This is a genomic window from Neorhizobium huautlense, assembly GCF_002968575.1.
Classification (GTDB): Bacteria; Pseudomonadota; Alphaproteobacteria; order Rhizobiales; family Rhizobiaceae; genus Neorhizobium; species Neorhizobium huautlense.
Map to the genome: position 1 here is coordinate 171,284 of NZ_PVBM01000003.1, position 21,121 is coordinate 192,404.

At 58.9% G+C, this 21,121-nt stretch carries 21 protein-coding genes; 11 read left to right on the forward strand and 10 right to left on the reverse strand.

Translation table 11 applies throughout. The features are described from left to right. Positions 1-50 precede the first annotated feature (50 nt). Complete coding sequence (gudD, locus tag C5L12_RS04830; protein ID WP_105371046.1) at positions 51-1,394, reverse strand: glucarate dehydratase; 1,344 nt, start codon at positions 1,392-1,394, stop codon at positions 51-53. Between the two features lie 211 nt (positions 1,395-1,605). Here gudD and C5L12_RS04835 point away from each other — a divergent pair, with 211 nt between their 5' ends. Next, positions 1,606-2,328, forward strand: a complete 723-nt coding sequence (locus C5L12_RS04835) for a FadR/GntR family transcriptional regulator (protein ID WP_170109048.1) — start codon at positions 1,606-1,608, stop codon at positions 2,326-2,328. 99 nt (positions 2,329-2,427) lie between these two features. Here C5L12_RS04835 and C5L12_RS04840 read toward each other — a convergent pair whose 3' ends face one another. Further along, positions 2,428-3,147, reverse strand: coding sequence for a GntR family transcriptional regulator (locus C5L12_RS04840; RefSeq protein WP_105370887.1), 720 nt, complete (start codon positions 3,145-3,147; stop codon positions 2,428-2,430). Between the two features lie 144 nt (positions 3,148-3,291). Here C5L12_RS04840 and araD point away from each other — a divergent pair, with 144 nt between their 5' ends. Further along, the gene (araD, locus tag C5L12_RS04845) at positions 3,292-5,028 is read left to right on the forward strand and encodes an L-arabinonate dehydratase (protein WP_105370888.1); all 1,737 of its coding nucleotides are present in this window, start codon (positions 3,292-3,294) and stop codon (positions 5,026-5,028) included. A gap of 39 nt (positions 5,029-5,067) precedes the next feature. Here araD and C5L12_RS04850 read toward each other — a convergent pair whose 3' ends face one another. From C5L12_RS04850 to C5L12_RS04860, 3 genes are all read right to left on the reverse strand, one after another. After that, positions 5,068-5,559, reverse strand: a complete 492-nt coding sequence (locus C5L12_RS04850) for a cupin domain-containing protein (RefSeq protein WP_105370889.1) — start codon at positions 5,557-5,559, stop codon at positions 5,068-5,070. 199 nt (positions 5,560-5,758) lie between these two features. Continuing rightward, positions 5,759-5,965 carry a hypothetical protein gene (locus C5L12_RS04855; RefSeq protein ID WP_105370890.1) on the reverse strand — a complete coding sequence of 69 codons (207 nt, stop codon included), beginning with the start codon at positions 5,963-5,965 and terminating at the stop codon, positions 5,759-5,761. Positions 5,966-6,082: 117 nt separating this feature from the next. Further along, positions 6,083-6,328: a hypothetical protein gene (locus C5L12_RS04860; RefSeq protein WP_205839307.1), complete on the reverse strand. Its 246-nt coding sequence runs from the start codon at positions 6,326-6,328 to the stop codon at positions 6,083-6,085. A gap of 299 nt (positions 6,329-6,627) precedes the next feature. Here C5L12_RS04860 and C5L12_RS04865 point away from each other — a divergent pair, with 299 nt between their 5' ends. Beyond that, the gene (locus C5L12_RS04865; protein WP_157948992.1) at positions 6,628-7,833 is read left to right on the forward strand and encodes a DnaB-like helicase C-terminal domain-containing protein; all 1,206 of its coding nucleotides are present in this window, start codon (positions 6,628-6,630) and stop codon (positions 7,831-7,833) included. A gap of 43 nt (positions 7,834-7,876) precedes the next feature. On the opposite strand, the gene C5L12_RS04870 is transcribed toward C5L12_RS04865, so the two are convergent. Further along, entirely contained in the window at positions 7,877-8,143 is a 267-nt protein-coding gene (locus C5L12_RS04870) for a DUF982 domain-containing protein (protein WP_105370892.1), read from the reverse strand. 158 nt (positions 8,144-8,301) lie between these two features. Between C5L12_RS04870 and C5L12_RS28555 the strand changes: the two genes are divergently transcribed. From C5L12_RS28555 to C5L12_RS04885, 3 genes are all read left to right on the forward strand, one after another. After that, positions 8,302-8,619 carry a hypothetical protein gene (locus C5L12_RS28555; protein ID WP_205839308.1) on the forward strand — a complete coding sequence of 106 codons (318 nt, stop codon included), beginning with the start codon at positions 8,302-8,304 and terminating at the stop codon, positions 8,617-8,619. Between the two features lie 492 nt (positions 8,620-9,111). Continuing rightward, positions 9,112-9,423 (forward strand): hypothetical protein, encoded by a 312-nt coding sequence (locus C5L12_RS04880; RefSeq protein WP_105370893.1) that lies wholly within the window; start codon positions 9,112-9,114, stop codon positions 9,421-9,423. Positions 9,424-9,811: 388 nt separating this feature from the next. Beyond that, positions 9,812-11,410 (forward strand): Fic family protein, encoded by a 1,599-nt coding sequence (locus C5L12_RS04885; RefSeq protein ID WP_105370894.1) that lies wholly within the window; start codon positions 9,812-9,814, stop codon positions 11,408-11,410. A 255-nt stretch (positions 11,411-11,665) separates the two neighbouring features. Here the strand turns inward: C5L12_RS04885 and C5L12_RS04890 are convergent, their stop codons facing one another. The 4 genes from C5L12_RS04890 to C5L12_RS04905 are packed head-to-tail and all read right to left on the reverse strand — an operon-like array spanning position 11,666 to position 16,023. After that, a complete protein-coding gene (locus tag C5L12_RS04890; protein ID WP_105370895.1) occupies positions 11,666-12,940 on the reverse strand; it encodes a D-tagatose-bisphosphate aldolase, class II, non-catalytic subunit in 1,275 nt (424 codons plus the stop codon). After that, a complete protein-coding gene (locus C5L12_RS04895; protein ID WP_105370896.1) occupies positions 12,937-13,920 on the reverse strand; it encodes a tagatose kinase in 984 nt (327 codons plus the stop codon). The genes C5L12_RS04890 and C5L12_RS04895 overlap by 4 nt, the downstream gene beginning before the upstream one ends. Further along, positions 13,917-15,110 (reverse strand): ROK family transcriptional regulator, encoded by a 1,194-nt coding sequence (locus C5L12_RS04900; RefSeq protein ID WP_245422765.1) that lies wholly within the window; start codon positions 15,108-15,110, stop codon positions 13,917-13,919. The genes C5L12_RS04895 and C5L12_RS04900 overlap by 4 nt, the downstream gene beginning before the upstream one ends. Positions 15,111-15,138: 28 nt before the next feature. Beyond that, complete coding sequence (locus tag C5L12_RS04905) at positions 15,139-16,023, reverse strand: sugar phosphate isomerase/epimerase family protein (RefSeq protein WP_105370897.1); 885 nt, start codon at positions 16,021-16,023, stop codon at positions 15,139-15,141. 392 nt (positions 16,024-16,415) lie between these two features. Here C5L12_RS04905 and C5L12_RS04910 point away from each other — a divergent pair, with 392 nt between their 5' ends. From C5L12_RS04910 to C5L12_RS04930, 5 genes are all read left to right on the forward strand, one after another. Continuing rightward, complete coding sequence (locus C5L12_RS04910; protein ID WP_105370898.1) at positions 16,416-17,369, forward strand: helix-turn-helix domain-containing protein; 954 nt, start codon at positions 16,416-16,418, stop codon at positions 17,367-17,369. A 236-nt stretch (positions 17,370-17,605) separates the two neighbouring features. Next, positions 17,606-19,039, forward strand: a complete 1,434-nt coding sequence (locus C5L12_RS04915; protein WP_105370899.1) for an extracellular solute-binding protein — start codon at positions 17,606-17,608, stop codon at positions 19,037-19,039. Positions 19,040-19,149: 110 nt separating this feature from the next. Continuing rightward, complete coding sequence (locus C5L12_RS04920) at positions 19,150-20,031, forward strand: carbohydrate ABC transporter permease (protein ID WP_105370900.1); 882 nt, start codon at positions 19,150-19,152, stop codon at positions 20,029-20,031. Then, the gene (locus C5L12_RS04925) at positions 20,031-20,867 is read left to right on the forward strand and encodes a carbohydrate ABC transporter permease (RefSeq protein ID WP_105370901.1); all 837 of its coding nucleotides are present in this window, start codon (positions 20,031-20,033) and stop codon (positions 20,865-20,867) included. The genes C5L12_RS04920 and C5L12_RS04925 overlap by 1 nt, the downstream gene beginning before the upstream one ends. A gap of 4 nt (positions 20,868-20,871) precedes the next feature. Then, positions 20,872-21,105 (forward strand): DUF2160 family membrane protein, encoded by a 234-nt coding sequence (locus tag C5L12_RS04930; RefSeq protein WP_105370902.1) that lies wholly within the window; start codon positions 20,872-20,874, stop codon positions 21,103-21,105. Positions 21,106-21,121 lie beyond the last annotated feature (16 nt).

The window sequence follows — 21,121 nt, forward strand, 5'->3', positions numbered from 1 at the left end:
CTTGGCGCCGCTTCCAGGTGATGCCGCCCGGGCGCTTGGACGTTCTGTGGCTATCGCACGAGGCACGGCCGCTTGTTGTCGAAGCGCCAGCCCTTGATGAGGTACTGCATGGCGGTCGCGTCATCGCGCGCGCCGAGCCCGTGTTTCAGGTACAGTTCGTGAGCCTTCTCGACTTGGCTCATATCCAGTTCGACACCGAGACCTGGCCGGTCCGGTACGGCGATATGTCCGTCCTCGATCTTCAGCGGCTCGCGGGTCAGCCGCTGGCCGTCCTGCCAGATCCAATGGGTATCGAGCGCGGTGACGCGTCCGGGTGCTGCCGCGCCCACATGGGTGAACATGGCTAGCGATACATCGAAATGGTTGTTGGAATGCGAGCCCCAGGTCATGCCGAAGGTCTGGCAGATCTGCGCGACGCGCACCGAGCCCTGCATGGTCCAGAAATGCGGGTCGGCCAGCGGAATGTCGACCGATTGCAGCTGGATGGCATGTGAGAGTTGGCGCCAGTCTGTTGCCACCATGTTGGTAGCGGTCGGCAGACCGGTGGCACGGCGGAATTCGGCCATGATCTCGCGGCCGGAATAACCCTGCTCGGCGCCGCAGGGGTCTTCCGCATAGGCGAGCACGTCGCCGCGCCCCTTGCAGAGGCGAATGGCCTCTTCCAGCGACCACGCGCCATTCGGATCAAGCGTCACGCGCGCTTCGGGGAAGCGGCGGGCAATTGCCGTTACCGCCTCGATTTCCTCGTCGCCTTGCAAGACGCCGCCTTTCAGCTTGAAGTCGCGAAAACCGTAACGCTCCTTCGTCGCCTCGGCGAGCCGGACAATCGCCTCCGGGGTCAGCGCCTCCTCGTCGCGCAGTCGCAACCAGGCGTGCGTTTCGTCTTTGCCATCGCGATAGGGCAGGTCAGTCTTGCGTCGGTCGCCGACATAAAAGAGATAGCCGAGCATCTCGACCCGATCGCGCTGCTGGCCATCGCCGAGAAGGGCTGCCACCGGCACGCCGAGATGCTGGCCGAGAAGGTCGAGCAGAGCCGACTCCAGCGCCGTCACCACGTGGATAGTGGTGCGCAGATCAAAAGTCTGCAGCCCACGGCCGCCGCTATCACGGTCGCCGAAAGCCTTCCGCACCTTGTTGAGCAAGCTGTTATAGTTGCCGGTCGTCTGTCCGATCAGGAGCGGGCCCGCTTCCTCGATCGTCCTGCGGATTGCCTCGCCGCCGGGAACTTCACCGATGCCGGTATGGCCAGAGTCATCTTCGATGATCGCGAGGTTGCGGGTGAAGAAAGGGGCATGCGCGCCGCTCAGGTTGAGCAACATGCTGTCCTGCCCTGCAACCGGGATAGCCCGCACGGAAACGATATGCGGCGTGTGCCGGGCGAGGGGGCTGTCCATGGTGGGTGTCGACGAATTCGGCTCGATAAGCATCCGATCCTCTGTCACTGTCCCGCAATTCTGGTCACGCGGCTTTAGGTTCTTTGGCGGCAATCACTCACCGCATCGTGTTATTAGTTGCGCAGGCAAACCAATTTGTCAATATAAGTAAATATTAGTAAATTTGCCCTCCCTATTGGAATGGCGGAATGCCGACGGTAGTATGGGGGTGATGAATGAGATCACTCAACAAACACGTCCCCTGCAAGACCTGTCCTCTCATGTGCTCGCCCGGCTCGAAGCGATGCTTGATGCGCCGGCCTGGCACGGCGGCGGACGCCTGCCGCCGGAGGCGGAGCTTGCCCGTCAGTTCGGCGTTTCGCGTCCTGTCCTGCGAAAGGCCCTGGTGAAGATGCGGGAAGCCGGCCGGATCGTCTCGCGGCGCGGGTCGGCCAACTTCGTACAGCCTCGCGCGGATGTCGTGCCGGCAACCACCGACATTCAGAGCCTGTCGATCCAGACAGTGTTCGACATGAAGCGCTGCATGCGGTTTCGCCAGGTGGTGGAATGCGCGGCGGCGGAAGATGCAGCACGGCTTTGCGATCCAGAAGCGATCCGCGGCATCGAGGAAGCGCATCGGCGAATGCTGACCCTGCCGCGCGGCGAGGGTGTGCTTGAGGCCGACTTCGCCTTTCACATGGCCGTGGCACAGGCGGCTCGCAACCCTTATTTCACCTTCGCGCTCGGCACGATGCGCAACCAGATCAAGCTTACGATGGAGTTTACTCGCAAGCTGCAGGAGCGGCCGGCCGATCAGGTAGCGCCGCGTGTCGTGGAGGAACACAGCCGTGTTCTCGAAGCCATCAAGGCCGGCGATCCCGCGCTTGCACGCGATGTCATGAACTTTCACATGAGGCAGAGCGTCATTCGGCTTTTAGGTGAAGAAAGCGGCTGAAAAGACGGCCGGATCTCACACTTTCGCGGGGCGCCAGCCAGCCACAGGGATTGTCAGTGAAGACGGGTTCTTGGATTAACCAGCGCCGGCGCGGCATTCTCAGACGAAATAGTGAGGGAATTCCTTTCGGAGGTCTTCGACCTTTGCGACCGTGCGGCTCAGATGCTCGCGGATGGCATTGACGGCACCCTGTTCGTCGCGTGCGGCAATGGCCTCGATGATGGCGCGATGGCCTTCGAGAATGCTGACGATCTTGCCCTTTTCGGGCAGATGAAGACGACGAATGCGTTCCAGATGACCGGAGCGTTCGCGAACCAGCTGGTGCAGGCCGCTGCGCTTTGCGCCGGCAAACAATGTCTGATGGAAGACCTCGTCGAGCTCCTGGAAGATCGCGACCTGCTCGGCATCGTCGGCGATCGCCGACTGCATCTTGATAATCGAACGGGCGCGCGTGACGACGCTCGGATCCAGATCGGGGTCATTGGCCAAGCGGCGGCAGACTTCGGTTTCCAGTGCAACGCGAAGGAAATGCGCCTCGTGAATCTGCAGGACATCGATCCGGGTCACTACGGTGCGGGATTGCGGATAGATGCGAACCAATCCCTCCTGTTTGAGAAGCTGCAATGCCTCGCGAATCGGGGTCTGGCTGACTTCATAGGTCTCGGAAAGTTCGGTGCGCGACAACGTGGTGTCCGGCGGAAGCTGGATGGTGACGATCCGTTTGCGCAGGTCGTCATAAACCCGTTGGACCGTACCGCCGAGGCCGACTGGAAAACCGGGTGCCGACAAGCCGAGCGTCGTGGCAAGCTGGGGATTCATACGAACCAATCCTTTTCGCTCATCCATAGCCGCAGCACGGCCAATGCACAATGAAGAGCCGCCGTTGATATATATATCGAACTAAAATATCAGTTTGACGGAAGCACAGACGGAAGTGGCCGCTGTGTGCGTGGAGGGGATGCAGTGACGGTGAGGAAAACTTACGAGCAACTGCGCTCGGCGCGATGGATGATGCCTGACGATCAGCGTTCTTTCGGCCATCGATCACGAACCATGCAGATGGGCTATGCGCCGGAGGATTGGCAGGGCAAGCCGATCATCGCCATTATCAACACCTGGTCCGACGCCCAGCCATGCCACATGCATTTCCGTGAGCGTGTCGAGTGGGTGAAGCGGGGCGTCCTGCAGTCGGGCGGTTTTCCCATGGAGTTGCCGGCTCTTTCCCTTTCCGAAAACTTCGTCAAGCCGACCACCATGCTCTACCGCAATATGCTGGCGATGGAGACTGAAGAGCTGCTGCGTAGCCACCCGATTGATGGCGCTGTGCTGATGGGTGGTTGCGACAAGACCACGCCGGGTCTCGTCATGGGCGCGGTCAGCATGGGGATTCCCTTTATCTATCTCCCCGCGGGTCCCATGCTCCGCGGCAACTACGCCGGCAAGACGCTCGGCTCCGGCACCGATGGCTTCAAATATTGGGACGAGCGGCGCGCCGGCACCATCACTCAGGAAGAATGGCAGGGCATCGAAGGCGGGATCGCCCGCAGTTACGGCCATTGCATGACGATGGGGACGGCCTCGACGATGACGGCTATCGCCGAGGCGATGGGGCTGACTTTGCCCGGCGCATCCTCCATTCCGGCCGCCGATGCCAACCATCAGCGGATGTCGGCGGCCTGTGGTCGCCGCATCGTCGACATGGTCTGGGAAGATCTGACGCCGGACCAGATCATCACTCCGGCGGCCGTCGACAACGCGGTCACCGTTGCCATGGCTACCGGTTGCTCCACCAACGCGATCATTCACTTGATCGCCATGGCCCGCCGGGCGGGCGTTCCGCTGGAACTGGATGATCTCGATCGCATCGGGCGCACGACGCCGGTCATTGCCAATATCCGGCCTTCCGGTTCGGCCTATCTGATGGAGGACTTCTTTTATGCAGGTGGCTTGCGTGCCCTGATGAAGCAGCTCGGGGACAAGCTGGACCCGACGGCAATTACCGTTTCCGGAAAGCCGCTGGTGGAAGGCCTCGATCAGGTGAAGATCTATAATGACGACGTCATCCGTCCAATATCGAACCCGGTCTATCATGAGGGTTCGCTTGCAGTGCTCAAGGGGAATCTCTGTCCCGACGGCGCGGTCATCAAACCGGCTGCCTGTGATCCGAAATTCCATCGGCATCGGGGTCCGGCATTGGTCGCCGACAGCTATCCGGAAATCAAGAAGATCATCGAGGATCCGGACTATCCGCTGACGCCGGATACTGTTCTGGTGCTGCGCAATGCCGGTCCGCAGGGCGGGCCGGGCATGCCGGAATGGGGCATGATCCCGATGCCCAAGGCTCTTCTGAAGCTTGGTCTGCGCGACATGGTTCGCATCTCGGACGCCCGCATGTCGGGCACCAGCTTCGGCGCCTGCGTGCTGCATGTCGCGCCGGAAGCTTATGTCGGAGGGCCATTGGCGCTGTTGAAGACGGGCGATCTGGTTGAGCTCGACATTTCCGCCCGCAGCCTCAACATGCTGGTTTCGGAGGAGGAGATAGCCGCCCGCCGCTCAGCCTGGACTGTACCTGTCCGACATTACGAACGCGGTTATGGCTTCATGTTCTCAAGCCATATCGAACAGGCAGACAAAGGTTGCGACTTCGATTTCCTGAAGACCGAATTTGGCGGCAAGACGCCGGAACCGGTTATCAACTGAGGGGAGCATTACCCCGTTGCTGCGCATCGCTCGCAACGGTCATCGATGGATGGGATCGATCCAGGGCACGTCTTCCGGCTTCTCGACCGGCTCAATATCGAGGTTGACGACGATCGGCTCCTGGCCGGAGCGGACGAGAACGCATTCCAGGGTTTCGTCGCGGCTGGCATTGATCTCCTGATGCGGCACATAGGGCGGTACATAAATGAAGTCGCCGGGACCGGCTTCGGCAGTATATTCGAGATGCTCGCCCCAGCGCATGCGGGCTTTGCCCTTGACCACGTAGATGATGCTTTCCAGATCGCCATGGTGATGGGCGCCTGTCTTGGCATTGGCGTGGATCGTCACCGTGCCGGCCCAGATCTTCTCCGCTCCGGCGCGCGCCTTGCTGATGGCGGTGGCGCGGTTCATGCCGGGCGTCTGGGCCGTATTTGGATCGAGCGAATTGCCGGGAATGACCTTGACGCCATTCTCGCGCCAGTGGTCATCCGCATGATGATGGTCGTCGTGGTCGTGATGGTTGTGGGTCACTCTGGTCTCGATTCTAGTCTGCTTGGTCGGGTTTTCTCGAATCAGGCACTGCGCGTGCATAAAGTCTGCGAGCCGCGCTGATGACGTAGGCGGATTCGGTTGGATCAGCCAGTGCTGCTGACATGGGTAAAGCTAATGCCCCGCGGATAAACGACAATGATCACCTGCAGTCCGCATTCGTGGAACTGCACTTTCGAAATCATTCGCCTATCAGGCCGTCGAAAACTTCAAGCATCGCATCGCTGATGGCCTTACCGAGTGCGGCCGCAGTCTCCGCCAATACTTCTTCGTTCATGTCACGGGCGGACATCGCAAAGGCGGCACCTTCGGCTGTCACAATTTCCTGTGCGCGCTGGATCGCCCAGAGGGCAAAATCACTGCGACTGCTAATCTCCACGGTTTCCATTCTCTCTCCTGGTTTGCTCCAGCGACGTCTTATAGGGCTTTGAAGGAAAATGCAGCCTCGGAGACGTTCTGAGAATGCGTCCCGGATAAGACACCGGCGGAGCAGTTCGGACGGTCGTCACGTGCTACAGCCCCGAGTATTTACCGAGGCCGACAAATAGGATTGGGGGGTGTCCGACCTTTGCTTGTAGCCGGGTTTTCCACTGCGGTCGATCCAAACGAGGATGGCGCCAAGCTCGCCTTGCAGGGTGATGGTGTAGCTGCCGCGCTTCTTTCCGGGAGTCACGACGCTGCGATCGATGACCCCGCGGATGGCGTCGGCTGCATCGACTGCCTGGTCGGGATGATACAGCGTCTCGGTCAAACGCTCGATCCTGCGCCGGTAGGTTTCCGCGATGCCCGGATGCCGACCATGCCGGCCTCTTGATGACAAGCGCACGTCCGTCCGTGACATGCACCAGCGCGTCGGCCTGCTCGCCGGACGGCATAAGGCCACGCTGTCGGTCGTTCCTCCGACCTTCGAGACCGATCACTTCTTCGAGCGGCTACACCGGCACATTTACGACGCAATCCTCCGGGGGCGCGCAGTTGGGAAGAGCATGAACCCCGCTCACCGTCCGGTCATTCATGGTTCCAGAAATAGCCGCCGAGAAAGTGGGGGACATGACCGTTTCCCGATATTTGGCGAGGTTGGTTTCCGACGCGGTCAGCATCCAGGGCGTTCCCGACTTCGCAGACGCGATCACCGGATATTTCCACCGTCGTGAGGCAATGAGCATTGGGGATGATGCCCATCTTGCCGGCGTCAAGGCGGAAGACGAGCTCGAATTCATTGACCGTATCAAGGAATGCCGCGACAAGCTAACGGCAATCGTCTCCGCTATTGAGAGCCGCAACGATCCCCAAGACAGCTTTGCCGATATGGTCGACGATACGCTCGATCGTACCAACGATGCCGTTCGCGGCGCGACCCCGGTCGGAATTGATCCGGGCATTCCGGAGATCACCACGCTCACCGGCCCTTGGCAGAAAAAGCAACTCCTCATCATCGGTGGCGGTGTGAAGCAGGGCAAAAGCGCGCTCGCGATGCAGTGCATGTTCAATATCGCCGAAAAGGCTCCTGTAGGGCTCAACAGCGGCGAAATGAGCCGAATGCAGATCATCATGCGCGAGAAGGCGCGCCGCACTGGAATAAGCTCCACCCGCCAGCAGCGCGGATCCGTAAGCGATAACGAGGTTGAGGAACTATTCCGCGCCGGCGAGGCCATGAAGCGCCTCAAATACATCGACATTGATTGCCGGCGCCTGACGCTCGACCAGATCGATCAGAAGATTGCGCGTCTCATCGGGGAGCATGGCATTGAAGCCTTCTTCCTCGACCACATCGGCAAGATCCAGTGGACCGGCAAGATGGAATACGAGGATGAGTTCAAGCAGGGCCAGCGCGCCACCTCTATCCTCAAGGATTTTGCGCAAAAGCACGATATCCCAATCATCGCGCTCATCCACCTGAAGAAGTCGACGTTCCTGGACTACCAGGGGCGCAGCTTCAAAGAACGTCTCAGCGCAGCCATGAACCGCCGGCCGACCTACCGCGACATCGTTGGCAACATGGACAAGGACGCCGACCAGGTTCTGATCGTCTTCCAGGCCCGCGCCATCGTCGCCGGCATGGAACCGGCCGAAAAATCCGACGACTACCCGGTCTGGGAAGACGCCATGAACCGCGTCGCCGGCAAGGCCGACATTATCCTTTCCCTGTCACGCGAGAGCGAGTTCCCGCGCCGCAAGGAGATCGAGTGGGATGGCAAGTCCACCAGCTACGGCCCGGCCTTCCGGCAGGCGATGGACGAAAGGACGCTGTTATGACCTTCGTCTCCCAGAAGTCGAAGCGCCAGCAGGAGGAGATGTTTTAATGTTCGCTCCGAGCCCTCAGTTCACTCTCATAGGCAGCAAGGAAAAAGTGCCTCGCGACATCCGGCTCGGTTTCTCGACGAAGCGCCGCGAAACAGACGGCAACCGCACGGGAATAAGCCGTGCCGGAATGCTCTTTGAAGTCGGTTTTCATGAACCGGATAGCCTCCGCCGGCCCCTTGATACGCTTTACTGCCCGCTTCTGCACAAGGCAGACCGGCGCTCCCCAGCGAGCACCGAACGATACCGGAATCACATCCGACATAGCCCATTCTCCCTAGACCATCCGCGCAAGATCTATGGACAGATTGGCCTATCAGCCCGCCGAAGCCAATTAGCTCGGGCTAACCAAATAGATGTAGCCAGGTACGTCGGACGATCTAGACCGCGGTTGAAGTGCCAGCAGTGGGGGCTTGGCCTTTGATGCAGCAGTTAGCCCTTCCCCGTTCCCACGGCACCAAAGCTCCGATCCGGTTTGTCGTCTTTGTCAGCTACGGAAATGACAGCATCGCTTTGCTGCAATGGGCTCAAGAAAACAATCTTCAGGGCGTTGCTGCGGTATTTACGGAGATCCTGCCCCCTCAGATCTCAAGTGACCTCGATCGACTTCATCTTAGCAAGGAGGCTAGTGTTGTGGGTATTGCCATCGCTGCCAAAGTGCACCCTCCGATGGCAGTTCGGGCAAAGAACGATGACAAAGCGGGATCATTCGGGTCTCCATCGGACAGTCGCCGAATGTGATGCGGTTCCAGGTAGGGTATTCCGTTGGCGCGAACGAAGGGATAAGGGGCACTGCATCCTTCGCAGTGACCATTGGCGCGGGCGACCCCATAGTCCCTGACGGCGCGCGATCGCTCTACAACTTGGGACAAGATAGGTGCTGGGTTCGCAGCGCTGAATGCCATTTCAAGAAGCGCTCCCATGTCGAGTGCGGACACTTGTTGCGCGTCTACCCTTTCATTCAAGTTGTCCATTGGGCGGAGGTGAAACACGAAGGCGTCCCGAATGTTGCCCAGGCGGCCCAGCGCCTTCCTGACCTCGTATTGGAGAGCAACGATCATGGGTGCGAAAGTGCTCAAGTGCCGCCTGCCTCTGAGCCTCGGAATATTTGGCGCTCGCGCTACGGGCTGAATACGCAGGTCGAGATGCTGCAAGTACTCGCGGTACCAGCCCCTCAGCGCATTCTTGGTGGGATATCCTGTCAACGCGCTTTGCCGAAAGACATGGGAGCTTGTGGTAGAAGGCAAACGGCACTTCATACCGGGGGTCGATCTCGACGAGGATTTGCTCGATGGGTTGCACGAAAGGGATGTCCGTGTTGTACGAACCACCGAGGGTAAGACCTATGAGTTTCGACATGACGAGATGCGTGGCTACCTAGCTGCACGGTGGGCTGCATATGAGGATGTTTCACCGATCACTTTGCTCGAAAAGACCGAGAAGATTTTGCGTCCGGGTAGGGACGATCAGGTCGTTGTTTGGGAATTCTTTGCTGAGATGATCGAGTCGGAAATGGGGGAAAGAAATCTGCCTTTGGGCAACTAAGAGTCCCGAGCGTGTACTTTTGCAGCACGCCCTTCAGAAGCGTGGGAAGTGCCAGGTAGCGGAAAAGGGCTCCTGACGCGGTCCGATCTCGTGAGTGCAGTCCACTAAATAAGTGGATGCAAGCGACAACCTTAATGGGCGCCGCCGCTTCTTGAAGGATGCTAATCGTATTTCCTATATTTCCTCATTTCTTTAATCGTTTTTCGATGACTAAACTCGTTTTCGATGTTATATAGCGGATATAATTAATTTTCGATATTCTCGACAAGATTTGATTGTTTTTCGATGACGCTGGGTAATTTTCGATGTAAGCATTTTTCGATCGCACTTCTTCACTTTAACTATCTTTCGATGGCGCGGTTCGCTTTTCGATAACAAAGGAGAGGGCATGACAGCCAATCCTGCAAATCCGGCGGTTTTCCAGGAACGTATCGTGCCATCGGATACGGCGCCTGTTGGGTATGCCGCTCTCGTCCAGAAATACGGGATCGCAGCCCCTGTTCGTCTTCCCTCATGCGTCGCGAAGGGCTTCATATATGGCTCCAGGAGAGCACATGAGGATTGGACGATCTTCGACAAGCGCTTCACTCCAGAGGACAGCTTGTTTGGACATCTGTCTTTCGCACTGAGGCACGAGACGATCGACCTGTTGGTCCTGAAAAAGCTGTTTCACATCGTCCCGGCAAATGAGATCGCGGCGCTGATCGAAGCCGAGCCGACAAGCAGCGCGACTCGCCGAATCTGGTTCTTCTATGAATGGCTGACCGGTACACGCCTTGATATTCCGGACGCGGAACGGGGAAACTATGTTGAAGCGATTGACACCGCCAGCTACTTTACATCGACCCCTGTGAATTCGCCCCGTCACCGCGTGCGGGACAATCTTCTCGGAACCCCTGCATTCTGCCCCGTTTTAAGGCGCACCGAATACCTTGTCGAAACGGTCACCCACCGCTGGGATGCGGAAGCCAGAGAACTCATCGGAAAGATCGGAAAAGGGATCATCGCCCGTGCGGCAAGCTTCCTCCTTCTATCGGACAGCCAGGCATCCTATCAGATCGAAGGCGAGCGCCCGCCGCGAAGCCGCCTTGAGCGGTGGATGAGGGCCGTCGCCCAAGCTGGAAAGCGGCCAATCACCGTGGACGAACTCGTGCGCCTCCAGCACCTCGTCATCGAGGAGAACCGATTCATAAAGCGCGGGCTGCGAGACGCCGGCGGCTTTATTGGCGACCGCGACTGGAACGACGACCCCCTCCCAGAATTCGTTTCAGCTCGGCACGAAGACATTAACGATCTTCTCGGAGGGATCATAGCCGGAGGAAGCAGGATGGCGGAGAGTGGGGTTGACGCCGTTCTTCAAGCCTCGGTTATGGCCTTCGCCTTCGTATTCATCCATCCCTTCGAAGACGGAAACGGTCGCCTGCACAGATACCTCATACACCATGTTCTGTCCGAGCGCGGATACACGCCTGCCGGCATGATCTTTCCAGTTTCTAGCGTGCTTCTCGAGCGCCAGGAGGAGTACGGTGCGCGCCTGCGCGGCTACACTGGACGGTTACTACCCTTTATCGAATGGGTGCCGACAGCGGAGAAAAACGTGCGTGTAGTCAACGAAACCGCCGATCTCTATAGGTTCGGGGACTACACGGAGTTGACGGAATTTCTCTATGCTTGCGTCGTACAGACGATCCGGCACGACCTGCCAAATGAGATCGATCACCTCGCGCGCTTCGACGAGGCGAAGGGACGCATTCAGGATTTCCTTGAGATGCCGGACGCGATGATCTCTAGCCTCGTTAACTTTATCCGTCAGAACGATGGTACGCTTTCCAAGAAGCGGCGCGGCCGTGAGTTCGAAAAGATGACCGACGAGGAGGTAAAGTCAGTGGAGGCGGTGGTTCGTGACGCCTTCGACATCGGTCTATCGAATGAGAATGGCGATCGGTCCGAAGAAAATAAGTTCGACAGTTTCGGACGGCGGCGATAGGTCCCCTGCAGTTGGGGGCGGAAATGTGTTTGCTTCCGATGTGAACGGATTCCAGCGAAGGATGATCGATCTTCCACAACGGTGTCTTCGTCGCTGGTTGTCCCGCTTCAATCTTCGCCCAATATCCACGACCAGGTACAGGAATGTGATGGCGTTTGCACACCTTCGTGAGGCCACGCTCGGAAAGGTCGAAGCTTCCCGGCCTGAAAGTTGCCATTGAGCGACGAGTGGTTGTCACGCATTGGCCGTGCGCAGCTATCGATTGCGCTCGTGGGCGCTTTGATATTGGTCGAGCACGGCCTGCACGGCGTCAATCAGCAATTGCCGCGAGTCGAGGGGGCCTCCGGCATACCTCACCAAATGAGGCAGATGCTGTCGGAAAAGAGGTGCCGGGATGATCCTTTTGTCCAGCGCTTCCGTGAGCTGCGAGACGGCTGCTTCCGCCGCAGCGTGGTTCCAGTAGTAGCGAATGCGATCGGAATAAGAGTAGTGACGGAGGATGTGCTGCTCGGCCTCCGAGCCGTGATAATGACCTCTCCAGTGGCGGGGATCCTCCCTCATCAGGGCCTCAATGACCGCCATGAGGTTTCTGTGCGGATAGCCGGGGACGCAATCGCTGGCAATTAGGTCGAGCCCGTAGAGAGCCTCGCGCAGTGCGAAGGTCAATTCAGGCCCCACTTTAAGGATGGCGAATCCGTCCTCGACGAGCTGGCGAAGTGCCTCCGCGCCCTGGTAGTCAGTCGAATGCGCCTCGTAGACAAGCGCAGGCTCCTCGGCGAGCAGCTCGGAAAGCGGCCGCGCCTTCGTCCGGTCGTAGACAATGATATTTTCATTGCTGAATTCGACCCCGGGCTGAACCACGAGCGCCAGCACGCGGCGGAAAGCCTCGCCCAGGCCCGCTTCCTCAAATTGCAGCCGATGCAATGCAATCGTCCTTCGCGCGGCGTCGATGCCCGTAGGTTCGAGCGCCATGATCAGGTGATTGGCTCCGCCCGGTGGCGGCACTTCGGTGCCGATGACATAGACCGGCGCCGTGCCGCCCGCAAAGACCGCGCGCCGTTCCGCCACAGCCGCCAGTCTTACTGCACGCTCGGCCGTCAAGGCGTCGTCGAGCGCTGCCGGTTCGCCCGCACAACCCATGGACGTGTCGAGATGGAGCTTGCGGAAACCGGCGTCCACATAGGCGGCGATCATGTCTTCCGCCTTAGCCATCGCAACTTCGGCAGGTTCTCCGCGCCAGGGATTCGGACCAAGATGGTCGCCTCCGAGGATGACCTTTTCTCGTGGCAGCCCCTCGTCGCTGGCGATCTCTTCCACCAGTGCGACAAAGTCACGGGGCTTCAAGCCCGTATATCCTCCGAACTGGTTCACCTGGTTGCAGGTCGCCTCGATCAGGACCGGAGCTTCACGTCGAATGGCATGTCGAAGGGCAGCGCGGATTACGAAGGGATGGGCCGAGCACACGGACGTGATGCCCGCAGGCCGGCCAGCGCGTCGGCTGCGCGCCAGGTTGTGAAGAACGGACATCATGATCTGCGTCCCGGCGTAACGGCGATGAAGGCGTCGAGCTCAGCAAGGGTCCCGGCTCCTTCCATCGGTCCCATGACCGTGACATTGCGGGCGCCGGCAGCGTTGGCATAGATGAGTGCCTGTTCGACCGGCATGCCGAGCCGGCGGCACGCCACATAGGCGCCGCCAAAGCAGTCTCCGGCGCCGGTGGGGTCGATTTCCTCGACAACGAAACCGGGGCAATCGATGCGTCGGCCTTCCCGCGTGAAGACAGTGGAACCGTCTGCGCCACGTTTGAGCACCACCTCACCGGCATTGCGGCCGAAGAGCGCCCGGATCGCCTCGCCTTCGTCTTCGACACCAGCCGCGACGAACAGCTCTTCTCCGGACGGGAGGATCAGGTCGGCGACATCGACCAGCCTTGCGAAGCGCGTGCGCGTTTCGGTGTCGCCCAGCAACTCCTTGCGGACATTGGGATCGAAGGAGATACTGCCGCCGCGCCCCTTGATCACCCTGACCGCATGCTCGATGATTTCCGCGGCGCCAGGTATCGCGAGAGCGGTCCCCATGACATGCAGGTGGCCCGACCGGTCAATGAGCGCGCGCGCCGCAGATGTAAGATCGATCTTGGCGGCGGCGGATTTCGCGATGTTGAAGACGAAATCGCGCGAACCGTCATTCCGATATCGCACGAAGGCGCTACCGGTGGGAAAGTCCGGATTGATTGAGATCGCCGAGATGTCTGCCCCGTCTGAGCGCAGGCGAGTGACATTGAGTCGGCCGAAATCGTCGTCGCCCACGCAGGCGATGATGCCGGCCGAACCTCCGATCCTGGCGCATTGATCGGTGAAGATCGCAGGCGCTCCGCTAGGATAGGGGCCAACGAGCGCAGTCGGTTCGAGGAAGCCGGTTCCACGATCCAAAGCCATGATCTCGACGAGGATTTCGCCGATCGTAATCGTTGGGCCGACAGCGTCGGGGGCAAGCACGGTCCCTGTCATGGAGCATCCTCGGCAAGGCGCGCGGCGTCGGCAGACAGATAGCGCTGGTGAAGCAAGCATGCCGCGCCGAAAGCAGGCCCGACCGTCTCATCCTTGTTTGTCTGGATCATGGGCAGCGGAAAGCTTTCCTCCTGCATGGAGCGAATGTGATGCAGAACACGCGCGGCCATCAGCGGATAAAGTGCGGCAACCGAACCGCCCAGCACGACCCTGTCGGCATCGATGATCCTGCCGGCCTGGATCAGGCCGTAAGCCAAAGCGCGAGCCCACTCTTCTGCAATAGCGACGGCGCCTGGAACTCGGTCGCGCACATCCGTGAGAAAAGTGGCAAGGTTTGGGTCCGGTTGGGTTGAGATAGCGCGATAGGCCCGCAGTATACATTCCAGCCCGAGGACGCTTTCAAGGCTGCGGTCGGGGGCATCGGAACCATTGACGCGCAGATGCCCGATCTCGCCCGCAAGCCCCTGCGCGCCTCGAAACAAGGTCCCATCAACGACTATTCCGCCGCCCACGCCGCTCTCCATGACGAGATAGAGCGTAACCCCTGAATGGACCTCCCGAGCACCGTAGCTAGCGCCGATTGCGAAGGCATTCGCGTCATTCTCGACCATGACGGGCATTTGCGCCGGCACGGCTGCACGCGCGAGATCGGCGAGCTGTATGTTTCGCCATCCAAGTAGGGGGGCTATGTTGATCAGCCCTTTGCGATCCATTTGCGCCGGTACGGCGACCCCCAGCCCTTCGCAGCGGCCGCGGTGGCTGGGCGGCAATGTGTCGAAGGCAAGCGAGACCGCACGCGATACCGCAGTTTCGACATCCACAGAAGGCCCGTCGAACGGCTCCATGCGATTGTTGACGATGCGACAGGCGAGATCGATTTCAACTACGGTGATGTGTTCAACACCTATCTCTATGCCGAGAAAAAAGGCAGCGTCCGGTGTGAGTTCGAGCATGATTCCTGGTCGGCCCGCGTGAGAAGTCGGTGCCTGCTCAGCGGTTCCCACTTCGCGAACGAGACCTTCAACGGTCAGCCCGGCGACGATATGGCCGGACGAGGAGCGATTGAGGCCCAAAATGCGCGCAAGTTCCGCCCGGCTCAGGCGGCCATGACGATAGAGCGCCCGCATCGCCGCGAGTTCATTGCGCTGGCGGATCCCGCTTGGAGGCGCGATTGGACCCACTTCATTCACGGGCAATTCTCCTTGCCTCTCTTTGCCGTCACGGCCGCGCTACGGTGGCGCGCCTGCGTCTCGCCTCATCCATCTTGAGGTCGATGAATTGCTTCGCATGCTGCGCGAGCGGCATGTTTTCGGTCCATGTGTCGCGCCAGATCGCGCAGGCCAGCGACAAACTTTCATCGACGACAGCGCCTGAGAAGGATTCGAACGTGATGTCGCGCTGGTAGTCGATGTCGAGCAACGCGTCGAAGATCAGATCAAAATTGATGACCCCGTCGCCGAGATAACCGCGATTGCTCTCGCCAATGTGAAAATAGCCGATTTTGTCGCCCGCGAGCCGAATAGCGGCTGCCGGGTTGGCCTCTTCGATGTTCATGTGGAACGTGTCGAGGTGTAGCCGCACATGCTCGGACCCTACCTGCTCAATGAAGGCGAGGCCCTGGGCGGTGGTGTTGAGCAGATTGGTCTCGAAACGGTTCACGACTTCGAGAACAAGCTCAACCCTCGCGGATTGGGCAAGGTCAGCTGTCTTGGCAATGGCAGAGACGCTGCTGTCCCATCCCTTTTTTGTTGGCAGCCGGGCGTATTTTGCGTGGGCGGAGTAAAGGATGCCGCCGAGCTTGCTCCCGCCTATGTCGCGCACGGCGCGAACCGCGTCCGCTAGCATGTCTTCGCCAGCCCGCACCACCTGGGCATCATCGCTCGACACGTCGTGGCTGAACGGAAGGCCCATGGTGACAGCGATATCAAGTTTCAGCGCAGCCGCTCGCTTGGCGAGGGCGTCGAGATCGAATTTCTCCGGTCGCAGATAGGCAAATTCAATGAGATTGTAGCCGCAGGAGGCGGATTTCTCCATCGCGTCCTCAAGCATCGACTGGGTTTGTCCCCCCGTCCACACGAAAGAATGAATACCTAGCCGACCCATCTTTCCCCCTGAAACATTATGTTGCACTACGCAACAAATAAAACATCTTCTGACCCTGTCAAGCAGATTCACGTCGCGTGGGGGGTGAGTATTTGATGATGAAGCGAGCAGATGCCTCTTTCGATAGGCAAATTCACCGCCATTCAGTCAACAGCCGCGGAAAACCCGGGAGAGTGAGATTAGCATTGACAGCTTTACCAAATGAACTAATTTGTTCCTTCCGGCAACATATAAGGGGGAGAACGGCACCCAGAAGGCGGATGCTCAAGGTGATCTCGGTGCTCACTTGCTTCAGTTGCGATTGGCTAAGAGAGCCGAACGACGAACCAGCTCTTTTGGTGCGCATGCCGGCATAGTGGCCGAGGCCTGTCGGTCGGGAGGAGGTTATTTCCATGAAAGCCGATTTGCGGATCGTACCTGATTTCGAAATGATCATCTGCCCGCCGGCAGAATCCTTTCGCTGGAATATGCACGATTATCCCTTCTTCCGGGCGAAATGGCACTATCATCCCGAATACGAATTGCATCTTACCCGCACAACGTCCGGCATGATGATGGTGGGTGATTATATCGGTGAGTTCGAGCCAGGCTGCCTGGTGCTGACTGGACCGAATGTGCCGCACAACTGGGTCAGCGATATCGAACCCGGCAAACTGATCCGCAACCGAGACATGCTGATCCAATTCACCCCCGAATGGGCCGATCGCGTCGCCACATTTTGCCCCGAGCTCGGAACGATAAAGCCGCTTTATGAGGACGCCGTCTATGGCGTGCAGTTTTTCGGGGCGACGGCACTCGCAGGCCAGAGGCTGCTGGCGCAGATGGGCTCTGCTCACGGTGCCGAGCGTGTATTGCTTTTCCTGCAGCTGATGATCGCACTTTCGCGCGATCCAGCTGAGCGTCGCAGGTTGTCCCGGCTTGCGCCAACTTCGTCCGAGATGGAACTGCCGCAGGAGCTGGATGTCGCCATGCGTTATGTGCTGGAGCATTACAGTGACGATATAAATTTGGCTTCAGTCGCAAAGATCTGTGGTCTGGAATCGCAGGCCTTCTCGCGCTTTTTCAAGCGCCACACCGGTCATACCTTCGCGCGGTACGTGATCCTTGCGCGCATCTATGCCGCCTGCTCACTGCTCACCCAGACCTATCGTCCCATCACCGAAATTTGCTTCGAGGTGGGGTTCAACAATATCGCGAATTTCAACAGGCAGTTTTTCAAGATCTGTGGACGTACGCCCACCGATTACCGTCGCAATGCCCACAAGATCGGCACGAAGGCGAGAAGCGACCCCTTTCGTGATATCCGCGCATATTCCGCCGGCATGGCGGTCGGCGAAAAAGTATAGGTCGCCGCCAAACCACGCGTGGCGGGGCAAAAAAACCAGCACTAAGCTCCCCTCACGCCAATTGGAGCGAGGCCTGGAAGCAATCCAAGGGTCGCAATCCTAAAAGGCGAACCGTATCCGGAAGCCGGGAGGAGCCGCGCTGCCGGAATTCGGGAGGAACCGACACATGTCGGGCGTGGGAACATGCTTGCCGGTCAGCTGCCGCAAGCGGTGCAAAGGCACAAGGAGGAGGAACTATGATCAAGAAGAGTGGAATTGGAATTGCCGCGCTTACGCTCAGTCTTCTTGCCGGCGTAATGCCCGCACGAGCCGATTTTTGGTCGGATGCTGGTGCGAAATACAAAGGCGTCGTCTTGCGCGGCGTGACCGAAAGCACGCCGCCGTCCAACTATATCAAGGACGTGCTGGCGCCGGAATTCGAGAAGAAGACCGGCATCAAGGTCCAGATCGAGACGACCTCCTGGGACCAGATGTACGACAAGGCCATCAAGGACATGGAAGCCAAGACCGGCATCTATGACATGGTCTATATCGAGCAGGACATTATCTATGCCTACCTGGCTCGCAACTTCCTCGTTGACATCTCGAAATCGCTGAAGGACGACCCTTCGCTGAAGGCGCCGGAATTCGACGAAACGCATTTCACGACCTTCGCCAATTACTTCAAGAACGCCTCAGGCGATCTTTTCGGCATTCCGATGGAAGCCTTCATCAAGGTCTATCTCTACCGTACGGATCTCTTCAGCGATCCGAAGATCAAGGAAGCCTTCAAGAAGGAAACCGGCAAGGAACTGGCTCCGGCCAAGACTCATCAGGAATATACGCAGATTGCTGATTTCTTCACGAAATACGGCAAGGACAGCGGGATGGAGCTCTGGGGGACAACTGCCCAGGCGCATACCGGTCATCCGGCATCCTGGTACGAATTCTTCGAGTCGATCGCTCCCACATACGGCCTCTACAACTGGGGTATCGACGCTAAAAACAACTACGCCGCGTCAGTTGCCAATGGCGGCCAGATGAACAGCGACAAGGCAAAGGCCGCCATGAAATACTGGCTGCATCTGCGCGATATCGCTCCGCCTGAATCCGCCGCTTCGACCTGGACGGAGGTCGGTACGACATTTGCCGCTGGCCGCGTCGCACAGGGCCTCGTTTATGGCGAGAACGCCGCCTGGATCGCGTCGGATGCCGAAAAGTCCAAGGTCGTCGGTAAAGTCGGTGTTGCGCTGCCGCCCACGGAGCCTGATGTTCTTAAGGAGGTCGAGGCTGGCAAAGGGTATCTCGGCTATTATGACGGCGGCGCCTTCGGCCTGCCGGTCACCTCCAAGAACAAGCAGGCGGCACTACTCTTCCTGCAGTTTATCGGCGAGGATTCGGTCCAGCCAGACTGGGCAGTCGCAGCACCTCGGATCACCAATACGGCAACCTATGACGACCCCAAGGTCGTTGCCATGGATAAGAAGCTGAACGGCTACTACACCATGCTCAAGGATCAGGGGAAGCTGTTCGCCGGTGCTCCGCCCTTCCCCTTCCATGCGCAGGTGCGTGAGGCCACGGCGCCGATCTTTTATAAAATCCTGCTCGGGGAGGTGGGTCCTGACGAAGGCCTCGACCAGATGGCGGCGGCGGCCGAAGCAGAGCTGAAGAACCTCGGCTATCGCAAATAAGACCGATAAGAGCCTGCGCCCGGGTGGCATCTCCCAAGACCGCCATCCGGGTGCAGTGTCTGACATTGCAGGCCGTTGACCTGCAGGGCTATCCTCGGGAGCACGAATTCATGCGTTCAAATACTGTCGGCTGGCTGATGCTTGCCCCGACGATCGCAATTCTCGGCATCTTCGGCATCATCCCGTTCATCTATGTGCTCTACGTGTCGTTCCATCAATGGAACCCATTCGGCGCCAGTCCTGACATGATCTATAACGGCGCCAATAACTTCCGCCGTCTCGTCTTCGATGCCGAGTTCCTGACCTCCATCGCCTTCACGATGAAGTTCGCCTTCTTTGCGGTAATCAGCGAAGTCGCACTGGGCTATCTGCTGGCGCAGCTCTTCATGAAAGAGTTTCCCGGACGCGGCTTTTTCCGAACGATCCACACGCTGCCGCTGATTGTCGCGCCGATCGTTGTCGGTTCGGTCTGGCGGCTGATGACGACCCCCAGTATCGGTATCATTCCCTATCTTCTGAAAAGCTGGTTTGGCTATGATCTCAACATCGGCCGCGATGCCACCGCCGCCTTCGCGCTGACAGTCATCATGGACATCTGGCACTGGACGCCGCTCGTGACGCTGACTTTGCTTGCAGCGCTTCTTGCCCTTCCAAAAGAGCCGTTCGAACAGGCGCAGATCGACGGGGCCAACCGCCGCCAGATCTTCTGGCACGTCACGCTGCCGATGATCCGTCCGGCAATTCTTGCGACCGTCTTCATTCGCCTGATGGATGCGTTGCGCACTGTCGATGAAGTCTGGATGCTGACGTCCGGAGGTCCGGGCGCTGCGACCCGCTATGTGGGGCTGCATATCTGGAAGATCGTCTTCCCGAAGACCGACTACGGCTATGGCGCCGCGATCTCGGTAATCGTACTCTACCTCACCCTCGTGATGTGCTGGCTGCTCTATGTCGCCCTTGTGGCTCGACGCGAACGCAAGAGGACATTCTGATGCGAAGCGGCAATCCGCTACTCTACCTGGCGCTCTGGTTTTTCCTGAGCTTGTTGACGCTTTTCCCGATCTATTGGCTCTTCGTCGTTTCAGTGAAGCCAGCCGTGGATCTCTTCACGACACCGAGCGTGATCCTGGATGCGATCTACTGGAAGAATTACGTCAACGTCATCAACAATGAGACGCTGCGTGGCTACATGATCAACTCGCTGATCATCTCCACCACGAATGCGCTCCTGGTCACTGCGCTGGCTTTCCTGGCTTGCTATGCGCTGTCCCGCTTCGAGCTTGCCGGCAAGGAAAATATCTTCTTCTGGACGATCACCAACCGCATGGCTCCTGCCGCCGTGTTCCTGCTGCCGTTCTATCTCCTGTTCACCCAGGTCTTCACCTTTGGCGACTGGAAACTCTATGACACCAAGATCGGCATGATCCTGCTTTATTGCACTTTCAACCTGCCGTTTGCGATCTGGACCTTGCGGCCGACCATCGACGGAATTCCCAAGGAACTCGACGAGGCAGCGACCGTCGACGGCGCCTCCACCTGGCAGGTGATCTACGAGGTGATCTTTCCGCTTGCCCGGCCGGGTCTTGCGGTGACGCTGATCCTCACCTGGGTCTTTGCCTGGAACGAGTTCCTGCTCGCCGCGACGCTGACCAGTTTCAACGCGCGAACGATCACGACAGGGCTTTCGGAATACGTGACGACAACGGGGACGGAATGGGGGGCGATGGCGGCGATCGCGGTGATCACTCTCATTCCCGCATTGATCATCTTCGCTGTGGTCCAGCGTCATATCGTGGCTGGTCTCACCTTCGGCGCGGTCAAGGAGTAACGCCATGCAAGAGCCATTCGATCCTGGACAGATCGATGCCGAACCGGAGGCGGCGCCCCCCACGCGAACCGGCTTCCTGCCGATCACCACCAACTGGTTCGACCGTGTCTTCGTCGGGATCTACCTCTTCGTCGCACTCGAACTTTTCTGGATGCGGTTCCTCGAACAATCGATTCCCTTGATGGTCTGCCATGTTCTCGCCATCGCGCTCGCGGTCCTGATCGTATGGCGCGGCTGAGGCTTGTTTGGAAATA

Excerpts from the sequence above, each read along its gene's own strand:
- C5L12_RS04855 (WP_105370890.1), bottom strand. The coding sequence starts at position 5,965 with ATGGAAACCGTGGAGATTAGCAGTCGCAGTGATTTTGCCCTCTGGGCG.
- C5L12_RS04835 (WP_170109048.1), top strand. The coding sequence starts at position 1,606 with ATGAATGAGATCACTCAACAAACACGTCCCCTGCAAGACCTGTCCTCT.
- C5L12_RS04885 (WP_105370894.1), top strand. The coding sequence starts at position 9,812 with ATGACAGCCAATCCTGCAAATCCGGCGGTTTTCCAGGAACGTATCGTG.
- C5L12_RS04840 (WP_105370887.1), bottom strand. The coding sequence starts at position 3,147 with ATGAATCCCCAGCTTGCCACGACGCTCGGCTTGTCGGCACCCGGTTTT.
- C5L12_RS04915 (WP_105370899.1), top strand. The coding sequence starts at position 17,606 with ATGATCAAGAAGAGTGGAATTGGAATTGCCGCGCTTACGCTCAGTCTT.
- C5L12_RS04890 (WP_105370895.1), bottom strand. The coding sequence starts at position 12,940 with ATGATGTCCGTTCTTCACAACCTGGCGCGCAGCCGACGCGCTGGCCGG.
- C5L12_RS04910 (WP_105370898.1), top strand. The coding sequence starts at position 16,416 with ATGAAAGCCGATTTGCGGATCGTACCTGATTTCGAAATGATCATCTGC.
- C5L12_RS04905 (WP_105370897.1), bottom strand. The coding sequence starts at position 16,023 with ATGGGTCGGCTAGGTATTCATTCTTTCGTGTGGACGGGGGGACAAACC.
- C5L12_RS04930 (WP_105370902.1), top strand. The coding sequence starts at position 20,872 with ATGCAAGAGCCATTCGATCCTGGACAGATCGATGCCGAACCGGAGGCG.
- C5L12_RS28555 (WP_205839308.1), top strand. The coding sequence starts at position 8,302 with ATGCAGCAGTTAGCCCTTCCCCGTTCCCACGGCACCAAAGCTCCGATC.
- C5L12_RS04920 (WP_105370900.1), top strand. The coding sequence starts at position 19,150 with ATGCGTTCAAATACTGTCGGCTGGCTGATGCTTGCCCCGACGATCGCA.
- gudD (WP_105371046.1), bottom strand. The coding sequence starts at position 1,394 with ATGGACAGCCCCCTCGCCCGGCACACGCCGCATATCGTTTCCGTGCGG.
- C5L12_RS04895 (WP_105370896.1), bottom strand. The coding sequence starts at position 13,920 with ATGACAGGGACCGTGCTTGCCCCCGACGCTGTCGGCCCAACGATTACG.
- C5L12_RS04870 (WP_105370892.1), bottom strand. The coding sequence starts at position 8,143 with ATGTCGGATGTGATTCCGGTATCGTTCGGTGCTCGCTGGGGAGCGCCG.
- C5L12_RS04865 (WP_157948992.1), top strand. The coding sequence starts at position 6,628 with ATGACCGTTTCCCGATATTTGGCGAGGTTGGTTTCCGACGCGGTCAGC.
- C5L12_RS04925 (WP_105370901.1), top strand. The coding sequence starts at position 20,031 with ATGCGAAGCGGCAATCCGCTACTCTACCTGGCGCTCTGGTTTTTCCTG.